Source organism: Thiocystis violacea (assembly GCF_016583565.1).
In the GTDB taxonomy this organism is placed as follows: Bacteria; Pseudomonadota; Gammaproteobacteria; order Chromatiales; family Chromatiaceae; genus Thiorhodococcus; species Thiorhodococcus violaceus_A.
This window is the reverse complement of record NZ_NRRF01000016.1, coordinates 39,022-56,940: the sequence shown is the minus strand read 5'-3', so window position 1 is coordinate 56,940 and position 17,919 is coordinate 39,022. Positions and strand designations below refer to the sequence as shown.

The 17,919-nt window shown below is 63.8% G+C and carries 12 protein-coding genes; 8 read left to right on the top strand and 4 right to left on the bottom strand.

The window, feature by feature from the left end:
- Positions 1 to 16: 16 nt before the first annotated feature.
- On the bottom strand, positions 17 to 1,756 hold the full coding sequence (locus CKO23_RS09185) for a PIG-L family deacetylase (RefSeq protein WP_200330270.1): 1,740 nt from the start codon (positions 1,754 to 1,756) through the stop codon (positions 17 to 19).
- Positions 1,757 to 1,862: 106 nt separating this feature from the next.
- On the opposite strand from CKO23_RS09185, the gene CKO23_RS26540 reads away from it, so the two are divergent.
- The 7 genes from CKO23_RS26540 (at position 1,863) to CKO23_RS09150 (ending at position 13,258) form a co-directional block, all read left to right on the top strand.
- Positions 1,863 to 4,361, top strand: coding sequence for an O-linked N-acetylglucosamine transferase family protein (locus CKO23_RS26540; protein ID WP_200330268.1), 2,499 nt, complete (start codon positions 1,863 to 1,865; stop codon positions 4,359 to 4,361).
- Between the two features lie 38 nt (positions 4,362 to 4,399).
- A complete protein-coding gene (locus tag CKO23_RS09175) occupies positions 4,400 to 5,383 on the top strand; it encodes a GNAT family N-acetyltransferase (RefSeq protein WP_200330266.1) in 984 nt (327 codons plus the stop codon).
- Between the two features lie 428 nt (positions 5,384 to 5,811).
- Positions 5,812 to 6,897, top strand: coding sequence for a hypothetical protein (locus tag CKO23_RS09170; RefSeq protein ID WP_200330264.1), 1,086 nt, complete (start codon positions 5,812 to 5,814; stop codon positions 6,895 to 6,897).
- 384 nt (positions 6,898 to 7,281) lie between these two features.
- The gene (locus CKO23_RS09165) at positions 7,282 to 8,922 is read left to right on the top strand and encodes a sialidase family protein (protein ID WP_200330262.1); all 1,641 of its coding nucleotides are present in this window, start codon (positions 7,282 to 7,284) and stop codon (positions 8,920 to 8,922) included.
- A gap of 289 nt (positions 8,923 to 9,211) precedes the next feature.
- Complete coding sequence (locus CKO23_RS09160; protein WP_200330259.1) at positions 9,212 to 10,363, top strand: glycosyltransferase; 1,152 nt, start codon at positions 9,212 to 9,214, stop codon at positions 10,361 to 10,363.
- A 247-nt stretch (positions 10,364 to 10,610) separates the two neighbouring features.
- Complete coding sequence (locus CKO23_RS09155; RefSeq protein WP_200330257.1) at positions 10,611 to 11,789, top strand: hypothetical protein; 1,179 nt, start codon at positions 10,611 to 10,613, stop codon at positions 11,787 to 11,789.
- A gap of 2 nt (positions 11,790 to 11,791) precedes the next feature.
- Positions 11,792 to 13,258, top strand: coding sequence for a hypothetical protein (locus CKO23_RS09150; protein ID WP_200330255.1), 1,467 nt, complete (start codon positions 11,792 to 11,794; stop codon positions 13,256 to 13,258).
- On the opposite strand, the gene CKO23_RS09145 is transcribed toward CKO23_RS09150, so the two are convergent.
- Genes CKO23_RS09145 through CKO23_RS09135 form a run of 3 tightly spaced genes read right to left on the bottom strand, consistent with a single transcriptional unit; the run spans position 13,240 to position 15,562 of the window.
- A complete protein-coding gene (locus CKO23_RS09145) occupies positions 13,240 to 14,424 on the bottom strand; it encodes a glycosyltransferase (RefSeq protein WP_200330253.1) in 1,185 nt (394 codons plus the stop codon). The two genes, CKO23_RS09150 and CKO23_RS09145, sit on opposite strands and share 19 nt — an antisense overlap.
- Positions 14,425 to 14,433: 9 nt before the next feature.
- Positions 14,434 to 14,832, bottom strand: a complete 399-nt coding sequence (locus CKO23_RS09140; protein WP_200330251.1) for a DUF2304 domain-containing protein — start codon at positions 14,830 to 14,832, stop codon at positions 14,434 to 14,436.
- A 7-nt stretch (positions 14,833 to 14,839) separates the two neighbouring features.
- A complete protein-coding gene (locus tag CKO23_RS09135; protein WP_200330249.1) occupies positions 14,840 to 15,562 on the bottom strand; it encodes a glycosyltransferase in 723 nt (240 codons plus the stop codon).
- Positions 15,563 to 16,097: 535 nt separating this feature from the next.
- On the opposite strand from CKO23_RS09135, the gene CKO23_RS09130 reads away from it, so the two are divergent.
- Positions 16,098 to 17,663, top strand: a complete 1,566-nt coding sequence (locus tag CKO23_RS09130) for a hypothetical protein (protein ID WP_200330247.1) — start codon at positions 16,098 to 16,100, stop codon at positions 17,661 to 17,663.
- Positions 17,664 to 17,919 lie beyond the last annotated feature (256 nt).

The following is a 17,919-nucleotide window of genomic DNA, read 5'->3' as shown; positions in this document are numbered from 1 at the left end:
CGGTCGCGGGCGCCGATCAGGCTTTGGTGCCGCGCAGGCGTGTCACGAGCAGACGCAGCGGCGCCGTGATCTTCCAGGAGGTCGAGCGCCGTAGGGCCTGGAGTTCCTGGTGCAGCTGCTCCGCCGTGGCACGCTGCCGATGTGCTTCAGCCTGGCTCTGCGCGATCGCTTGTCTCAGCGCCTGGGCTTCGTTGCGCTCTTGCGCCAGTGTCCGGCTCTGCTCGGTCAGCGTGTCCATCAGCCCTTGAGCGGATCGCTCTGCTTCGGCCTTGCGCGCGTCGTGGAAGGCGATGATCTCGATCAGTTCGGCAGCACCCCACGTCTTTTGCCATTTCTCGAAGACCGAGGGCGGTGGTCGAGATGCCAGCGTTTCGCGGCTTGACGATCGGTTCTCCGGCCGATCCGTCTGACGTCGAACACGAAGACTCGTTCGATCGACATGCAGGAACTCGGTTCGCAGGGAGAGCTGCACGAGAAAATCCCACGCCTGCCCGGCCTCAAGCGTTTCGTCGAAGCGGCAGCCATCCGCGAGATGCCGGCGCGCCACGAGGAAGCAGGAGATGGGTGGCGCGGTGCCGCCCCACAGCTCCCGTCGGTCGATGCGGCGATTCAGGGTGACCCGGCTTGGATGGGGCTCCGGGCCGGGGCCTTCGAAGAGGACGCCAGAATAGGCGCATCCGCTGCCGTCTGCGTTGGCGAGCGCTTCCACCATGGCGCTGACATGATCCGGGGCGAGGATGGCGTCATCCTGCACGATGACCAGGAAATCGCCGCGTGCCGCGTCCAGGGCGCGGTTCATGGCGCGCGCGGAGGAATCGCCATCCCCCGGGGCGATGGCTCGAAGCGGATAGCGATCCCTCCAGGTCGGCGTTTCGATCTCCTGCTCGGCGTTCGTCGGCACCACCAGGATCTCGATGTTCGGATAGGTCTGGAGCGTGATCGCGTCCAATGTCTCCATGCCCGTGTCGGCGCCGGGCCGATCGACGATCACCGAGACCAATGGCGGCGGCTTGGTGCTCGGATGGCCGTTCTGCGTGTAATAGACGCCGGGGCGAATGACGCGGACCGGATCTTGGCGTAGCTCATCGCCCGTCATCATCCGGTATGCCTCCGCCGCCAGGACATGGCCCGGCAAGGTGTAGGTGCGGTAGCGGTTCAATCCGGCAATGTGCTCGTCGTAGCGCTGTTGCGCGAGCTGGCTTGCAAAGCAGGCGAGCGCGGCGTGCTTGCGCTCCACGAGATCGGAGATGTCGAGCAGGCGGTTGGGATGCAGCGGGACGCCGATCTCGTACATCACGAGCCGAACGGGGCGCTGACAGCGTCTGACCGCCTCGGCGGCGGCCAGGGCCAGCGCGAAATGGTCCGGATGCATCTCCCACCAGGATGGGGCATAGACCAGATCCGCGGCCAACTCGTCGATTGCGGCGCGGATGCGCTCGATCAGAGATTCGCCGTACTCAAGCCCGCGATCGGGAAGCTCCCAGAATGCCGGTTGGTCACAACCGAGCACGGCCGCCGCACGGCGACTTTCGTCCTGGCGCAACCGCATGTGCGCGTCGCGGCCGTCGGTCTCGCCAAAGGCGCCGTCCGTGGCGATGACCACCCGAACTGGGTCATTGGCGGCGATATGCCGCATAATGGCCCCTGCGCAGCCGAGCACCTCGTCATCCGGATGAGGCGCCAATATCAGGGCGCGCCCGCTCGGCATGGCTCGCTCGGCGTGGTAGGGAAGGATGTCGTGCTCTGAGATTGTCATCAGTCGCCAGGAATGCCCTTTGATTCGCAAGGTCTGAGTCTTGATCAATTATTCGATTTCGTGGACATCCCAGTCCGGACCGCCGTCCGACTCTCCGCCTGATCCAGTGGCGGAGGGTCTCGCCAAGCATCTGCAAGGTGCATTCGAGGAGGCGATCCTGGCGTATCTGCGGGCCTTGCGGGAGAGGCCCCATCGGGTCGTTGCATGCTACAACCTCGCCGTGGCCTTGATCGACTCCGGCTTGGGTCTAGCGGCCATGCCGCTCCTCAAGCGCGCGGTGCTGCAGCAGCCAAACTCCCAGACCTTCTGCCAGGCATTGCTATACGCTCTGGCCCGCTCAGGCCGGCTGGCCGAGGCACATCAGCTGTTGAGCGAGGCGCCGCAGCGGGGCTTCCCCTCGGAGACGCTGGAGCGCTGGCGCGTCTGGCTCCATGACCAGGATTCTGGCACCGAGAGTGCCCTGGCAGCGTCCGCCTTGGCACCGCGTCCGGCCGACCTGACGCGTGAGTTCGCGGATGCCCCGCTGGCCGTGGTCGCGGCATCCGCCGTTCACGCGAGGCTTCAGGATCCCTTTGCTCAGGCGATGCGAGACTATCAGTCCGGGCACTACGAGGCCCTTGTCGAGCGCTTGGAGCCCGTCCTGGCGGACTGTCCCTCATGGGGTGAGGGTCATCATCTCAGCGGCTTGGCATGGATGGCCCTGCAGCGTTTCGACCGGGCGCTGGCGTCTCTTGAGCGTGCCGTCGCACTGATTCCCGGCCGCTGCGAGCTGTGGGACCACCTCGGCGTCGTTTACGCGCGGCTCGGCCGGGCCGACGGGGTCGTCAAGGCATTCGAGCAGTCGCTGGTCTTGGACCCGCTGCGCGCCGAGACTTGGAACAACGCGGCCGACGCGGCCTTGCGGCGTGATGATCTTGAAGGGGCCTTTCAATTCGCGCTGCAGGCCGTTCGATTGTCGCCGAGCTTGCTCGAAGCAAATTACTGCCTGTTGCAGGCTGCCTTCAAGCTGGGGGAGGCCTCATCGGCGACGGCTGATCCGGGTCGCACTGCTTCAGCCGCATTGGATACCGCCGTGCGGATGGTCAAGGCCAATGCCGACGGCCCCGAGCGAGCGATTGCCCTTGCTCCCCTGCTTGCGGATCTCGGCCTGTTCGATCAAGCCGTCGAGATCCTTGAGCGGAGCCTGGAGCGCTCAGGGAATCAGCCCCAGAGCCTCCTCGGACTGCTCGTCAGGAACCAGCGCTACCTGTGCGATTGGCGGCAGTTTGCCGAGCGGGAAGCTGCGCTCCGTGCCTTGGTGCTGGCCACGGACGAGTCGATCATCGAGCCCTTCGTTGCGATGACGATATCCGCGTTCGGCCCTGCCGACTTGTTGCGGATTGCGCGTTTGCGTGCTCGCGGCTACCAAGAGTGGGAGCAGCGCGCTGGCTCGCTAGCGGTTTCGCGGCCTTCATCCCCTGATGCTCGTCTACGGATCGGCTACCTGTCCGACGATTTCCAGGAGCATGCGACGGCCTATCTGACGGCGTCTCTCTTCGAGCGGCACGATCGCGGGCAATTCGAGATTTTTGCCTATTCCACGGGGCCTGATGATGGCGGCCCGATGCGCCGCCGCCTTGCGGCCGCCTTCGATCACTTTGTGGATATTCGCTCGATGCCCCACCTCGCGGCGGCTCAGCGTATGCGTGACGACGGCATCGACATCCTCGTGGATCTCAAGGGCTACACCAAGAACGCTCGGCTGGAGATCCTCGCGCTGCGCCCAAGCCCGATTCAGGTGAGCTGGTTGGGTTTCCCGGGCGGGCTTGGGGCTGCTTTCATCGACTATCTGATTGCCGACCCAGTCGTCATTCCGCCGGAGCACGCCGTTCACTACGACGAGTCGATCGCCTACCTTCCGGGGACCTATGCGCCTGTGGATGATGCGCGCGTGGTCGCGGAGACTCCCGCGCGCGCCGCTGTTGGCTTGCCGGAGGATGGCTTCGTTTTTTGCTGTTTCAACGACCCCTATAAAATCACCCCCGACATCTTCGATCGCTGGTGCCGCGTGCTTCGCGATACGCCGAACGGGATCCTTTGGCTGTATGCGCGAACCGACGCGGCGCAAAACAACCTGCGTCGTGAGGCGCAGGCCCGCGGCGTTGCGCCGGAGCGATTGATCTTTGCGCCAAAGCTGCCTCAAGCCGAGCATCTGGCGCGCCTGGCCCAGGCCGACCTCTTCCTCGATACGCGTCCGGTGAATGCGCACACGACGGCATCCGACGCCCTGTGGATGGGCGTGCCCGTCTTGACCTGTCCCGGCGACACCTTTGCGTCGCGCGTTGCGGCCAGTCTAGTGACCGCCGTTGGAGTGCCCGAGCTGATTGCGGCGGACCTCGACCACTATGAAACCCTGGCGCGGGAGTTGGCTAAACGGGGTGATGCGCTGGCGGCGATCAAGATGCAGTTGCGGAAGGCTCGGCAGGAATCGATTTTCTTCGATAGCCAGCAGTTCGTCGGCCATCTTGAGGACGTCTATCGGCGGATGTGGGGGCGGCACACGAAAGGTGAGGCTCCTGTCCAGTTGGGGCCGGCTGGTGAGGCGGGGCCGCATGCGGCGCGCTAGGAGTGCTCGGGCACGAGACGAGAAAGCGGTTGCGGGATTTGGCCGATACCATCGATAATTTGCCGATGAGGGATGATCATCTGCGTAGCGTCACGCATGACGACGAGCCCGCGCTCATTGAGCTGTTTGCCAAGGTGTTCGGGGTCCAGCGATCCTCGGCGGAGTGGCGTTGGAAGTTCGTGGCAAGTAGGGCCTTGGCTCGGGATTTTACTCCAGTGGAGTCGATGGTTGCGCTGGATCCGAGTGGCATGATCATCGCGCATGCCGGTGCGCTCTGTCTTCCTGGTGTTTTTCGTGGAAAGCGCACGCCCTTCGTTCAGATCTGCGACGTCATGGTTCATCCGAGCTATCGCGGCGGCATCGGTCAAAATAACCTTTTCACAGTTCTGCTTCGCAGTCTCCTCTCCAAGATCGCGACTGATCTACCGACGGCGTTTCGTTACGGGTTCCCTGGGCGCGGTCCGTACTTGGTTGGAGAGCGCGCGGGCGTCTACGGCTTGATGGAAGTCGCGCTCAAAGCAGACGTTCCGGCCAAGGGTCCGTTGTCGGCGAGCTTCTGGCGGGTTGTTCCCTTGTCCTGGGGTGACGACCGGCTAGATGTGCTGTGGGGGCGCTTGCGGAAATCCTTTACCCTTGGGCTTGTCAGGGATGCGGCCTATCTGCGCTGGCGATACGCAGACAATCCGGTGCGCAGCTACGAGCTTTTTGGCTTGGCGCGCTTCGGGCGGCTCCAGGGGTGGGTCGTTTCATGTTGCGAGCAGGGAGAGCGGCGACTCGTCGATCTGCTGCTGCCGCCCGCAAGCATCCGAGCGGCGATTCATGCCGTTGCGAGGCACGTCGGCGCGAATCGCGCGCCTGAACCCCTTTCGGTTTGGTTGCCTCACGCTTGGCGTTCGCGGCTGGATCTTCCGATGCTTGAGACGCCCGTCTTCGCGGCGAACATGTGCTGGCGGAGCGCGATCGATACAGCGACGGCCCGCGAGCACCTGTACTACACCATGGGAGACGTGGATATCTACTAGCCGGTGCTTGGCGTGAGGGCGAGGGCCGGCCTGGCGGAGTGCTCGGTCGATGTCCGTCCATTCGTCGCACTCAGGTGTCTCGTGCCATATTCAGGGCAGCGATTCATCCCGAGGTTTTTCCACCAAATGTTGCGATTGCGCAACAGGGTCGTCTGAGACGCCGAAAAGGTGCTCTTTTGCAGTGACTTGTATATTCCACGTGGTTTCTTGTCATGCCTACTGGGGAGGGTTTGGCGTCGCCAAATCGATCGATGTGGGTTGACAACAACAATTTGTGGTGTAGACTCCTGATCGAGCCGCGAGCCAGCGTGGCATGCGTTTCGGATGGGCGGCGCCTCCGCTAACTCCATCACGAGAAGTCCATGGTATCCCGGACAACTCACAATTTGACTAGTTTGTAACGTGTGAATCACAGGAGAACTCCAGCGATGTTTGCAAAGAACACACTCGCATCCGCGGTCGCGGCAGCCATCGGCGTATCGGCAGTCGGAGCCGCTCAGGCAGGCACGGCGTTTTGGCCCTATGCCGCCCTCAGCGAAACCGTCACCACCATCGTCAGCGTCATCAACACCTCCGACTACAACTGGTCGTCGGGCGGCGCGGCAAACGGGACCGGCGCAGCTGGCGACAATCTGCACTACCGCTTCTACTACAAGAGCGGTACCGCTGCTAACGACAAGCTGGCCAAGTGCGAAGAGTACGACGAGTATCTCCCGACCAGCTACAACGACCTGCAGACCATCGATCTCAGCGGTCACTTTGGCGCCGAGACCTCGGGTGTTCTCTTCAATGACCCGAGCATCAACAACCAGTGGCAGCAGTCCGGTCGGGATTATGCCTTCGGTCGTAACGTGCTGCCGGCACGTGGCTATCTCTTCGTCGACACCTATGACGGCCCGACCGCGCGCAGCGAGTCGTTGAGCGGTGAGGCATTCGTCTTCGAATTTGGCAGCGGCGCGGCTTGGGGCTATCAAGCCTACCACTGGTACACGTCTGACTACCGCTGGGCGGCTTCGGCAAGTCCTTCCAATGTCTCGATCATGCCCTTCACCGAGATCACGACCGCATTCTTCGTGACGCCGGTCGATTGGGATCAGGCGCCGGACTTCGCCAATGACTATCGTGCCCGCGTTGAATTCGTGACGACGAGCCGTGGCGACCTCTACGATCGTGACGAGAATCTGATCTCTGGCACGGTTCCTCAGGACGTTGTCTGTGTGGCTCGCGTCGATGCGGCAGATATGCTCAGCGACGGCACGCTCGCCCGCTTGGAAGACGGTGGCTGGGCGAAGCTTTGGAACTACCGCGTGAAGAATGGCGGCGCCGCCGGCTGGGTGCCTGCTGTGTTTGATCCCCAGCAGAGCGACGGGCTTTCCGCTGCATCCTCTGCGCGCTCGGCGGATGCTGGCGCTGTGGTCATCAAGCTCGAGTACAACCTGGGCGGAACCATCAACGGCGAGTCCAGCGGCACCAATGGCGTCTTCAACAACGCTATTATGCTGGCCCCGAACTGAGGTGCTTAGATGCTGCTGAGGCAGCATCGATGCACTTTGCACGCAGCCATCTAGAAGCGTTTCGCATCGTGATGCCGCGTGCCAAGGCCGCCTTCGGGCGGCCTTTTTGCGCCTGGGGAGCGACTCGTCGCACACCACAGGCCTCGTTCTTTTTGTATCCAGTAGTCGGGGAGTTCAGTGAATTTCGAAGCTATTAGGGCTGCCGGCCTTGCTTGTGCATTCAGCGCGTCTGTTCTGTCGGCGCAACTGCATGCCGGTGAGGGGGCTCTCGAGGAATGGTCGGCGCATCCCGTGACGTCGTCGGCCATGGATGCGAACAGCGATTGGGCGTATTCGCTCGACGCGTCCGATCACCTATGGCTCAGTTATTACGACGAGAGTCGGATGCTCAGGCTCCGCGACCCAAAGGGCGCTGAGAGCCTCTTGGTGCCTGCCGGGCGCGCGCAATCGCCCTCTGGCCTGGCGATGGCCGCGAGGTCCGCGGGCGCCGCCGTGCTTTGGCGCGACAAGTATCCCGAGAAGGGCCTCTATCTCTTCGAGGCGCCGAGCGATGAGATTCGCCCGCAAGAAGTCGGCGGAGACACGGAGCCGCTCGCGCGTTTCGTGGCTGAGACCGATGGCCAGGGCAAGACGCACCTGCTCTGGTACGGGGAGAAGGCGACCGAGGCGAGTTCAGACCGGTACAACCTGTATTACCGCAACTGGCGGCAGAGCGATCAGGCGCTGTCCGAGATAGCGCTCGTCATGCCCGGTATCTATCCGGTGATGGCCGTGGATCCAGGTGGCAGCCTGATGGCGTTCAGCTGGCAGTCGAGCGATGGGCCGCAGCGTATAGCCTCCCGGTTCCGGCCAGCCGACGCCGTTGCAGACAAGGATGACGGCGGTTTCCGTGCCGAGGTGACCGTTGCTGAGGTTCCGAGTATCACCCCGATCTTCGAGGCATTGAGGCTGGGGTCGCGCTGGATGGTGCTTTGGGTCGGTCAGTATGGCCTAGACCGCCGCGATTTTCGCTTGGAAGGCGCCTATTCGGACGATGACGGGGCTCGGTGGACGCGGTTCGGTTTCGACGACCTCAAGGGTTTCGATATCGCCAGCTTGCAAACGGCATCGGATGCTGAGGGGCACCTGATGCTCGCGATCACCGCCCGTAATCGTCAGGTGGACGACCGTGCCAAGCAGGATGTCTATCTCATCCGATCCGCCGATCGAGGCAGCACCTGGTCGAAGGCATCTCCGCTTCGTGCGCCTGAGTTGGCGGGCCGGAGCGCAACCGAGGAGGATCGGAATCTGCTCGCGTTTTTCCACGCTCGCAACCCATCCGTGGCCTTCGGTGAGACGCCGGGCGAGATCCTCGTCGTTTGGGAGGATTGGCGGACGATCCGATCCGGCCTCTACGCTTCGTTGTCCAAGGACTTCGGGGAGACCTGGGCTCTGAGTAATGTGCCCTTGCCCCGTCCTCGCGGGACGAATCTGGGTCTGCGTTACGAGCCCGGCGCGATCTATGTCGCCGGCGGATCCTATCATGTCCTCGCCGAACGCTATGCCGACGACACCTTCAAGTCCAAGCAATTGGTCCAGATCGACGTCGCCCCGGCCGTGCTGTCTGATTACGCGAAACAGCGTTCAGAATCGATGAAGGCAGATGAAATCGCGGGTGAGGCGCAGCTGCGTCAGCGCGCGGAGGGGTATTGGCAAGCGATGCGGGACGGTGAGTTCGAGAAGGCCTATGACTACTTGGACCCCTTCTTCAAGGCCGTGACCCCCTTGAATGCCTACGTGGCGAACATGGGCAAGATCAAGTACGCGGAGGCCAAGGTCGAGGACATCAAGATCCAAGGACCGCTCGCGGAGGTGAACACCAAGATTCGCGCCTCGGTGCCCGCCTTCAAAGTGCCGACCACTGGCGCGATGATGAGTCAGCCCGAGCGCGAGGCGTTGGTGAAGAACCGGTGGCTGTGGCTGGACGGCGAATGGGTCAACGAGTTCCGGGTCGAGTCGCAGGATGCCGTCTTCACGCGTTATTGATTCGTGCGTCCGTATTGACTTGCTGGGTGTCTGTGCGCCGCGAGAGCGGCGCCGCACTCCAGCCTGACGTCGGCGTGACCGCAGTGGATCGCCGACGTTTTTATCGGTTCTGGACTGCGTGGCGGGATGCTGCGATTGAAGATCGCGAGATTCTTCTGTGCGAAGGATCGCCCGCCCGCCGCGCGCTCTACCATCTTGACCCTGTCGCTTGGAAGGGATGCGGAAGCCCCGCGTCTCCTTGGCGTCGCATCGGCTGGCCGCAGCGGCGCGTCTTCCGCGGATCTCTACGATGCGCCTGCTGATCCTCCACCTTGCCACTGTCTTCGGTGGTGCGGAACGCACGACGAGCAACCTCATCACGCACCTCGATCGGGATGTGGTGCGTCACGTCTCCGTGGCGGCACCCGAGGCTCTACGTGCCTTCTTGCCTCAAGGCATCGATACCTTCATCGACACCTCAGGGCTGATTCGGCACGGTTGGTTTTCCTCGGCCAAGGGGCTCATGACGGATGTCAGGGCGGCCGGCGATCTGATCGCGGAGGCCCGCCCCGACCTGGTCCTCGGGATGATGCACTACCCGGCCGCCCTGGCCGTGCTCGGGTCCAGGCTCAAGCGGTTGCGGGTCAAGACCGTCGGCAGTTATCGCGGGCCTGTCTACGAGCACATGCGCCGCTACGAGCATGGGGTGCAACGAAAGCTCTTCCTGAGATTGGCCGTCGGCGCAACGGCACGTCTGGCTGATCGCATGATCGTGCCTTCGGAAGGGACGGCGGGCGAGCTGCGACGGCGCTTCTTGGTTCCGACGGGACGCATCGCGGTCATCCCGAACGGGATCGACCTGGCGCAAGTCGCATCCGCAGCGTCTGAATCGGCGTCTGGTTTGGAGCGTCTGCCGGACGCTCTCCCAAAGATCTGCGTCGCTGCCCGGCTGTCTGCCGAGAAAGACGTTGGACTCTTGCTGGCCGCGTTTCGGCACGTCCAAGGTCAACGCCCGGCCGCCCTCGTGGTGCTTGGAGATGGACCGGATCGGGGTGCGCTCATCCAGCAGGTGAAGGACTGGGGCCTGGATGACCGAGTCGTTTTCCTGGGACACCGAGAGAACGTCTACCCCTACATCCGCGCTGCCGATCTCTATGTCCATACCTGCCAGTTCGAGGGGTTTGGCTATACCATGCTGGAGGCGATGGCATGTGGGACTCCGGTGATCGCGACGGATTGCCCCTATGGACCCCGCGAGGTGATTGGCGACAATGCCTACGGCATGCTGGTCCCGATGGAAGACCCTGGGGCACTCGCATCGGCCATCCTGGCATTGCTCGCGGATCCACAACGCCGCGCCGATCTGGCGGCGGCGGGGTTGGAGCGCGCGCGTCAGTTGAGCATTGAGCGCATGGTGCGTCGCTATGAAGCCGTGTTCGAGGACGTGATGCGGTCTGCTTGATGGGCTGGACGGAACACGTCCCCTAGGATAGGCAAAGCCCCTGTGCCGAGCTTCATTCGGAGCGCTGAGCGTCGGCGGGCGTGCCCATCATTCCAGCTCAGCGCCTTGCGCGATGGGCACGTCCGTCCGGCGCCGAGGTCCAACCGGAGCCAAGAGCGCGGACTTTGCCCATCCTACCGATCCGCGTCTTTCGGGGCAGGTGATGCCCGGAACTCGCCTCCGTGCACGTCGCTGTCGAGGGAGCCTCTTGAAACAGCATCTTCGTCGTTTCGTCCGCTTCGTGGTCGCGGTATCCGGCGGCACCGTCATCGTTGCCGCGGTGCTGATGGCGGCCTATCGCACGGCGGACGGTCTGAGCATCTCAGCAATCGAGCTTTCGGGCGATGCGCTTCAGCTCGTCCAGGGCGTCGGCGACGAGACCAAGGATGGGCTCAGGATCACCGCGCCCGGAGCGAATGGGATGGTCATGGTTCAGGGCGCGATTCGCCCCTTCCAGGCGGGGGACTATGCGCGACTGCGTTGGCAGCTGAGCGGGTTGAGCGCGGAGCAGGAGGTCAGGTTCGTGTGGGCCACGGAGACCTCTGGCGGTCGGCCTGACGACCTGGTCATCCCGCAAGGTGCGCGGGCTGAAGGCGCCGTGGACCTGACCGCCGTGGAGCGCTGGCGGGGGCGGGTGGTTGCCTGTGGGCTGGTCGTTGTGGGTACCGTGAAGGCGCCATTGATTCTCAGCCGGATCGAGCTGCAGCCGAGAGCGCCGACCATCGGCCAGATCGCGCAGGCCATCTGGCGGGACTGGACCCGCGATGCAGGCTGGACTGGGCGCTCCATCAATTTCGAATACGCGGGCGCGGATGGCGCGCATGTCCCGCGGGTGCTGCAAGCGCTGCTCTGGGTCCTGGCGAGCGGCGGGCTCTATCTGCTTCTGAGTCTCTCCGCTCGAGATGGACGCCATCCTGTGCCCTATGTCGCAATCGCCCTGATCGGCTGGCTGTCGCTGGATCTCGGGTGGCAGTGGTCGCTGCTGCAGCGTCTCGCGACGACCAAGGTCTTGTACGCCGGCCTTGGGCAAGACGAACGTCAAGAGGCCGGGCCCGATCGGAGCTTTTATCCCTTTCTGCGCGAGATCCGGCAGCGCATCGAGCCAACGACCGCGCGGCTCTTCATCGTGACGTCGGACCCCAATGGCTACGCGGCTGGGCGAGTGCGCTATCACCTCTTCCCGAGCAATTCCCTGGCCGTCCCATCGATCGACCCGGGCAGCGGCGTGCGCGCGGGCGACTACATCCTCATGATGTCGCCCGAGGATCGGGTGCGCTTCGATCAGGCAGGCCAGGCGCTCGTCGTCGATGGTTATCGGGTGTCCGCGACGCGGGAACTCTCCAATGCGAGCCTCGGCGGACTCTTCCGCGTCATCGACGGGGGGTGATCATGGGTTGGATGGGTGTCACGCTGGCGTTCGTCGCGCCCTGGCTCGCTGGGACGATCTGGCTGAGATTGCTGATCGGTCAGCCGTCATCAGGGGCCTGGTCCTTGGCCTTGGGCTATGGCTATCTGCTCGGGATGCTGGGTGCTGTCGCCATGCTCTACCTGCTTTCTCCGCTGGGATTGCAGATGGGTTTCTGGCTATCCGGGCTCCTGCTTGCGCTCGCGGCAGGGTTGGGCGTTCGCAGGTGGCTGCTGAGCGCTAAGGCGAGACCGATCGTGCGTGCCTGCGGAGCCGAGCAGGCTGGCGTCTGGGCGAAGGCGCTGACGGCGCTCGTGCTGGCTTGGCTTGTCCTGCGGCTGCTTGGTTTGGCCGCCGAGGTCTGGTGGCAACCGCTGTTTCCCTGGGATGCCTGGACGACCTGGTTCGCGCGGGCGCGCGTCTGGTCCGAGACCGGTGAGCTGGTCGCTTTCGTCTCGGCCGAAGACTGGCTGAGGGATCCGTCCGGCCAAGCCTATAGCATCGCCGCTTCGGCCTATCCGAAGACGGTGTCCCTGCTCGCGCTGTGGCCGACTCTCGGCTACGGCGCCTGGAATGAAACCGCCGCGAAGCTGCCGTGGCTCGCCTGTTTCCTCGCGCTCGGTCTCGGCTTCTATGGACAAGCGCGGTGGTGGGGTGCGACGCGTCTGACCAGCCTGATCTCTGTCTGGTTGCTCCTGTCCATGCCCCTGCTCGATACGCACGTCGCCCTTGCGGGCTATGCGGACCTCTGGATGGCGGCGATCCTTGGCCTCAGCGCCATTGCGCTCGTTCAATGGTCGCGTGAGGCGGACCCACGGCAGGCGGCGCTTGCCGTCGCGCTTGCCGTCTGTTTTCCGCTCATCAAGACGGAGGGCGCGGTTTGGGTCGGTCTGCTCCTGCCTGCCGTCTTGGCCGCGCGTCTGGGCGTGCGAGCCTTCGTCCTGCTGCTACTGGTCATCGGCGGCCTCTGCGCCCTGCCGTTCGTTGTGGGCGGCGTGGAGCTTCGCATCCCATGGCTTGGGGTGCTGGAGGTGTCAGCTTCGACCCTGCAGATTCCGTTCTTGGGTCGCTTCGAGCTTGGTTTTCATGACAGCTGGGCGGCGGTCGTGAAGAACCTCTTCGTTTTCGGGAATTGGCACCTGCTGGCCTACGCGATGATCCCGGCGGTACTCTTCGGGCTCGTGAAGGCCTATGAGGACGGGGCGAGTCGCTGGCTGCGCGTGGAACTGGTCTTGGTGGTTGGCAGCCTGCTCGCGCTCTTCGTCCTCTTCTTCTTCACGGGCGCCTATCGATGGGCGGAGCAATCCACGAGCCTCGCTCGCCTGGTGCTGCATTTCATGCCGATCTACGTCTTCTACCTGCTCACACTCTGGGTGGGCTTCCTCCGCCCCGCGAGTGAAGCGAAGACCTTAGCGATGACCGAGGCAGAGGCTCAACGCCTCTCGGTCTGACGTCGGGCAAGCCCAAGAACGTCTTGGTAGACACCGTCGATTCGCGCGGCGACGGGGGCGATGCCAAAGTCATGCTCCAGCGCCAGCCTTCCCGCGGCACCGAGCCTGTCCCGCAGCGCAGGATCCTCTTGCAGCCCGCGTAGCTGCCGCGCAAGCCCGCGCGGGTCGCCGGGTGGCGCGAGCAGGCCGTTTCCAGCGTGGCGAACCACCCAGCCCGTGCCGGAGCCCGCAATGTCGCTGACGACGACGGCCTTGCCGAAGCGCATGGCCTCAAGCTGTACCAGTCCGAATGCCTCGGTGCGTTCGACCGAGGGCAGGCAGACGAGATCGCAGCTTGCCAGCAGGGCATTCAAGATCGCCTCCGACTGATATCCGATGAGGCTGACCCGGTCTTCGAGTCCGAGGGACTGCGTGAGCCGCGCGAGCGCGGACTGGAGATCCCCCGTTCCGACGATGAGGACGCGCGTGTCCGGCAGATCCGCTGCCGCCCGGATGAGCGCCTCGTGACCCTTGTAGTAGGTCAGGCGTCCGATCGCGAGCACCCGACAGCCGCGTTCTCCCCATAAGCGGCTGGCTTGGGCTTTGGCCCGCGCATCTGGCGCGGGGATCCGGGCCGGGTCGAGACCCAGCGGGATGACGGTGCAACGCTCCGTCCAGCGCGCGAGCGCCTCGCTGGCGTTCAGGTAGGTCTGCGAGGTCGCGATGATGGCCCGGCTCCGGGCGAGCAGTCTCTGCTCGAAGGGGCGATAGAGGCGATAGGCCAGCCTGATGCGAGGATCGAGCGTCGAGGCGACGACGTCGGAATGCCAGTGCACCACCCAAGGCAGCCGCCGGGCGGCGGGGGTCGCCAAGGCCCAGAAGGCGGAGGTGTTGGGCATGTGGAGGTGGAGCAGGTCGGGGCGGAATTCCCCGATGATGCGCCTCAGCCACAGCGGAAACGCAGGGCTCACGGGCGCGTACAAGAGCCGGCCATGGCTGGGCGCCCGATAGACGGCGACGGCGTCTTGGTCGCACGGCAGCGCCCCAGGGCCGCCGCGCCGCGCGTCATGGACCAAGACGGCCACACCCATCCCCATGCGTGCCTGCGCGCGTGCCAGGTCCGCGAGGAAATACTCCATCCCGCCGGCAAACGGCGGGAAATATTTGCCGATGTGCAGGACCCGCATCTGGCCGACTCAGTCGCGCTCGGTCGATCCGGGAGGGGTGGATGTTTCTGAACCCCTTCGGTCCGGTCTTGCGGCGGCCGGCTCACGGGTCTCGATGAGTGCGATCCGCTGGGCCAAGCGACGGATCTGGCGCTCTTGACGCGACCGTTCGAGATCCATCGTCAGCACTTTGACCAGGAGTAGGGCGAGGCCCAACACCATCGCGAGCATGGGCGGATAGCTGATGCCCAGGTACGCGGCGACCTCATCGACGGCGCCCGGAAACAGGCCGAGCGCGATGACCGTGGCGGCGGCTCCGACCCACCAGACCGCGTAAGGCCCGTGGAGGTGGTCTCGCCGCACCAGGAAGAGGATGACGGCGCCGATCGCTAGGCCGATGGCCGTCGAGGTCATTTGGTAAGTCATCATGGGGCAGTCAGCCTTCGTCGCTGAGATCAGAGCGGCGGCCGTGGCCGACGCGGGCCACGCACAGCAGACTGGTCTGCAGCATGTACTTTCCGACCGTCCACCAGGAGTCGAAGACGCGCGAACCGCCCGCGGCACGCGGCTGCATCGGGACCGGGACCTCGCAGGTGCGCATGCCGCGCCGATGCAGGGTGAGCAGAACGCCGACGTCCTGATAGTCGAGTAAGGTCGCCTCGCGGGAGGCGAGGAGGCCGATAGCGGCGCGGTTGTAGGCGCGAAACCCGGAGGTGATGTCCTCCAGGCTCAAGCCGGTCAGCCAGCGGAAGTACCTCCAGGCGAGTCGGCGCGCGCGACTGGCGCGCGCCGGATAAGCACCAATCACCACGTCCGCTCGCTGCTCGCGCAGCGGGGCGAGGAGGGCGCTCACGTAGGCCGGTTCATGCTGTCCGTCCGCATCCAGTGTCACCGCCATGTCGTAGTCGCGCGCGAGGGCATAGCGCAGGCCGGTTTGGATGGCGCCCCAGGCGCCCAGTTGCAGCGGCAACGGAATGACCGTCGCGCCCGCGTTGCGCGCAACCTCCGCCGTGTCATCGGTGCTGAGATCGTCGATCACGATCACGCTCACGGAGCAGCCGCAGGCGCGGCGAACTGCCGCGATGACCTCGGCGACCGTCGCGGCTTCGTTGAAGGCGGGAATCAGGACCGCGATCGATGCTGTCGGGAGTGTGCTCACAGGCGATGGGCGGTCTGGGTATCTCGAAGTGGGAGGTGCGTTCCGTGTGCGCTCAGGCTGGCACGGCCCCGCGGGTTAGGCGCTTCAAGCGAAGGGCGTCCTTGTCGATGCCTCAAGCCTGTGCCGCCCTGCGGCGGACCATGGCTATGGTCTCGATCGAGCCGCGGTCTCTTCAGCGTCCTTGCTGGGCTTCAAGCCAGCGTCGGGTGCCAGTCGCGATCGACCAGGACTCGGGGATTGTAACGAAATCAGCCGGGAAAGGTTGAAGTTGCCACGTCTCTCGGCTGTCCCGGGTGTCTGCTAGGGAACGCCGCCACCTCCGCTCGACCACAATCCGCATCCGACTGCGCGAACCTCGGAAGCCGATCACAAATATCCGACGAAGTCGCGGAAAACGCCTTGTTTCTCCGTCCGGTCGCTTGATCGAAATCTGGCTTTCGCTACACTGACGGAGCCAGATCGTATTGATGTCTTGCTGAGACACTGTTGCGCCCAGCGCACCGTCTTTTTAGCGCCCGAACCAAGGACCGAACTTATGAACTTGCTCGCTAGACCCCTCCTCGGCTTGGCCATTCTGATCCCGTTGACCGTGAATGCGGCGGGGCTCGGTTCTCAACCCGCCGAAAAGACCTGCGAGGACGAGCGCAACCAGAGCTATTCGGAAGGATTCACGGCGGGTGACGCCAATGGGTATGAACGCGGATATCCCATCGGTTTCTATTTCGGCGCGGTCGCGAAACTCGAGCAGTGCGTCGCGGATCCCTTCGGTAACTGCGGGATTCCGCTCTCCTCCTGTATTCCGGATGCAACTTACGGCGAGACGGAGCCGAACGACAATTTCATTACAGCCGATAAGCTGACGCTCGGCGTGCCTTTCTCGGGTCAGAACTACGGTGGTGCGGATCAGGACTGGTTCTACACCGAAACGACCGCGCCGAATCAGAACATCATCGTCAATTTCTCTGTCCCGGCTTCCGCGAACGCCAATCTTTCGGCCGGTCTGCCGGCGATCTGGAATGTCTCCGTTCGAGACGCGGCGGGAAACGTCTTCGCCAACTACTATACGAACTTCGCTGGCGGGATCGCCTCGACGGCCGACTCCGTGACCTATAGCGTCACCCTGGGTCTGGTTGGCAGCTACTACGTCATGATCCAGCCCGCTGACAAGACGACGCAGAACGCCTACACCTACGCCTTGACTGCCTTCATCCAAGATACGACGCTCGACAACAAACAGCCGATCGTCGGCTTCTACGATACGGAGGTCGAGCCGAACAACGTGCCGAGCCACTCCAATCCGCTCGCGACCGGCGTCAGCATGTACGGGTTGATCAACCTCACCTTCAATACGGCGCTCCCGGGTGTCGGAGACGACGAGGATACCTATGTCTGGGGCCAGGGCGAGGACGATTGGTATGTCTACAAGACCGACGGCAACGAACTCGTCACTCTGACGCTCTGTGCCAAGGAAGCCTGTGGTCCGGGCAACTGGTTCATTGAGATCTACGACCAAGGGATGGCGACTCGCTGGGAGTCGGGTGAGCCCCGTCAGAACCTGACCCCGCTGCTGTCCTTCAATACGGACACGACAGAAGATCCGAGCGCGACGTTCCGCATCGGGTTCAAAGACCCTGGTTACTACTTCATGCGGGTCAATCACAAGCGTCTCTTCACGGCCCCATGCCTGCTCCAACAGTTCAACTCCACGACGTCTGATACCGGCTTCACCGGCTTCTGCGAATGCGAGGCGGGTAACAACTCCTGCTATCTGCCCGCCGATTGCAGCAACGACGCGCTCGGCCTCGTCTGCAACGCCGTACCGACGGACTGCGTCGTGGGTATCGAGGCTGGTTGCGCCTACATCGAAAACAGTCCGCCCGGTTGCGGGGTGGCCGATGCGGAAGGCAACGTCGAAGCTTGTGACACCTACCAGACACAAGCCCGTTGTGCTTGTAGCCAGTACGGTGGTGTGGTTGAAGTGCCGGAGAACCAATATACCAGCCCGTACAACTTCACCTGGCACGGCACTCAACTGCCAACCAACACGATCGATACGGATGCCTACGAGGATTACCTGAATCGACCCAATCCCTACAACTAACCGCATACTGAACGCGGTCTAGGTCAGCCGGCTCGGATGCTTCCGAGCCGGCTTTTTTGTGCGGCGGGTTTCGTGAGGCGGAGCTTTATCGTCGGGGTCGCGAAGCGGGAGCTTTGTGACCAGAACAGACGGCGGATCCGCCAAGCGCCGACGGGAGTGTGCCTGGTGACGAAGCTGAGACTGGGTGAGTCGTTCTTGCCGGTCATGATGGGAGCGGCGCCCCGCCGCGATCGGGTTCGCCGGAGCGGTGCAGGTC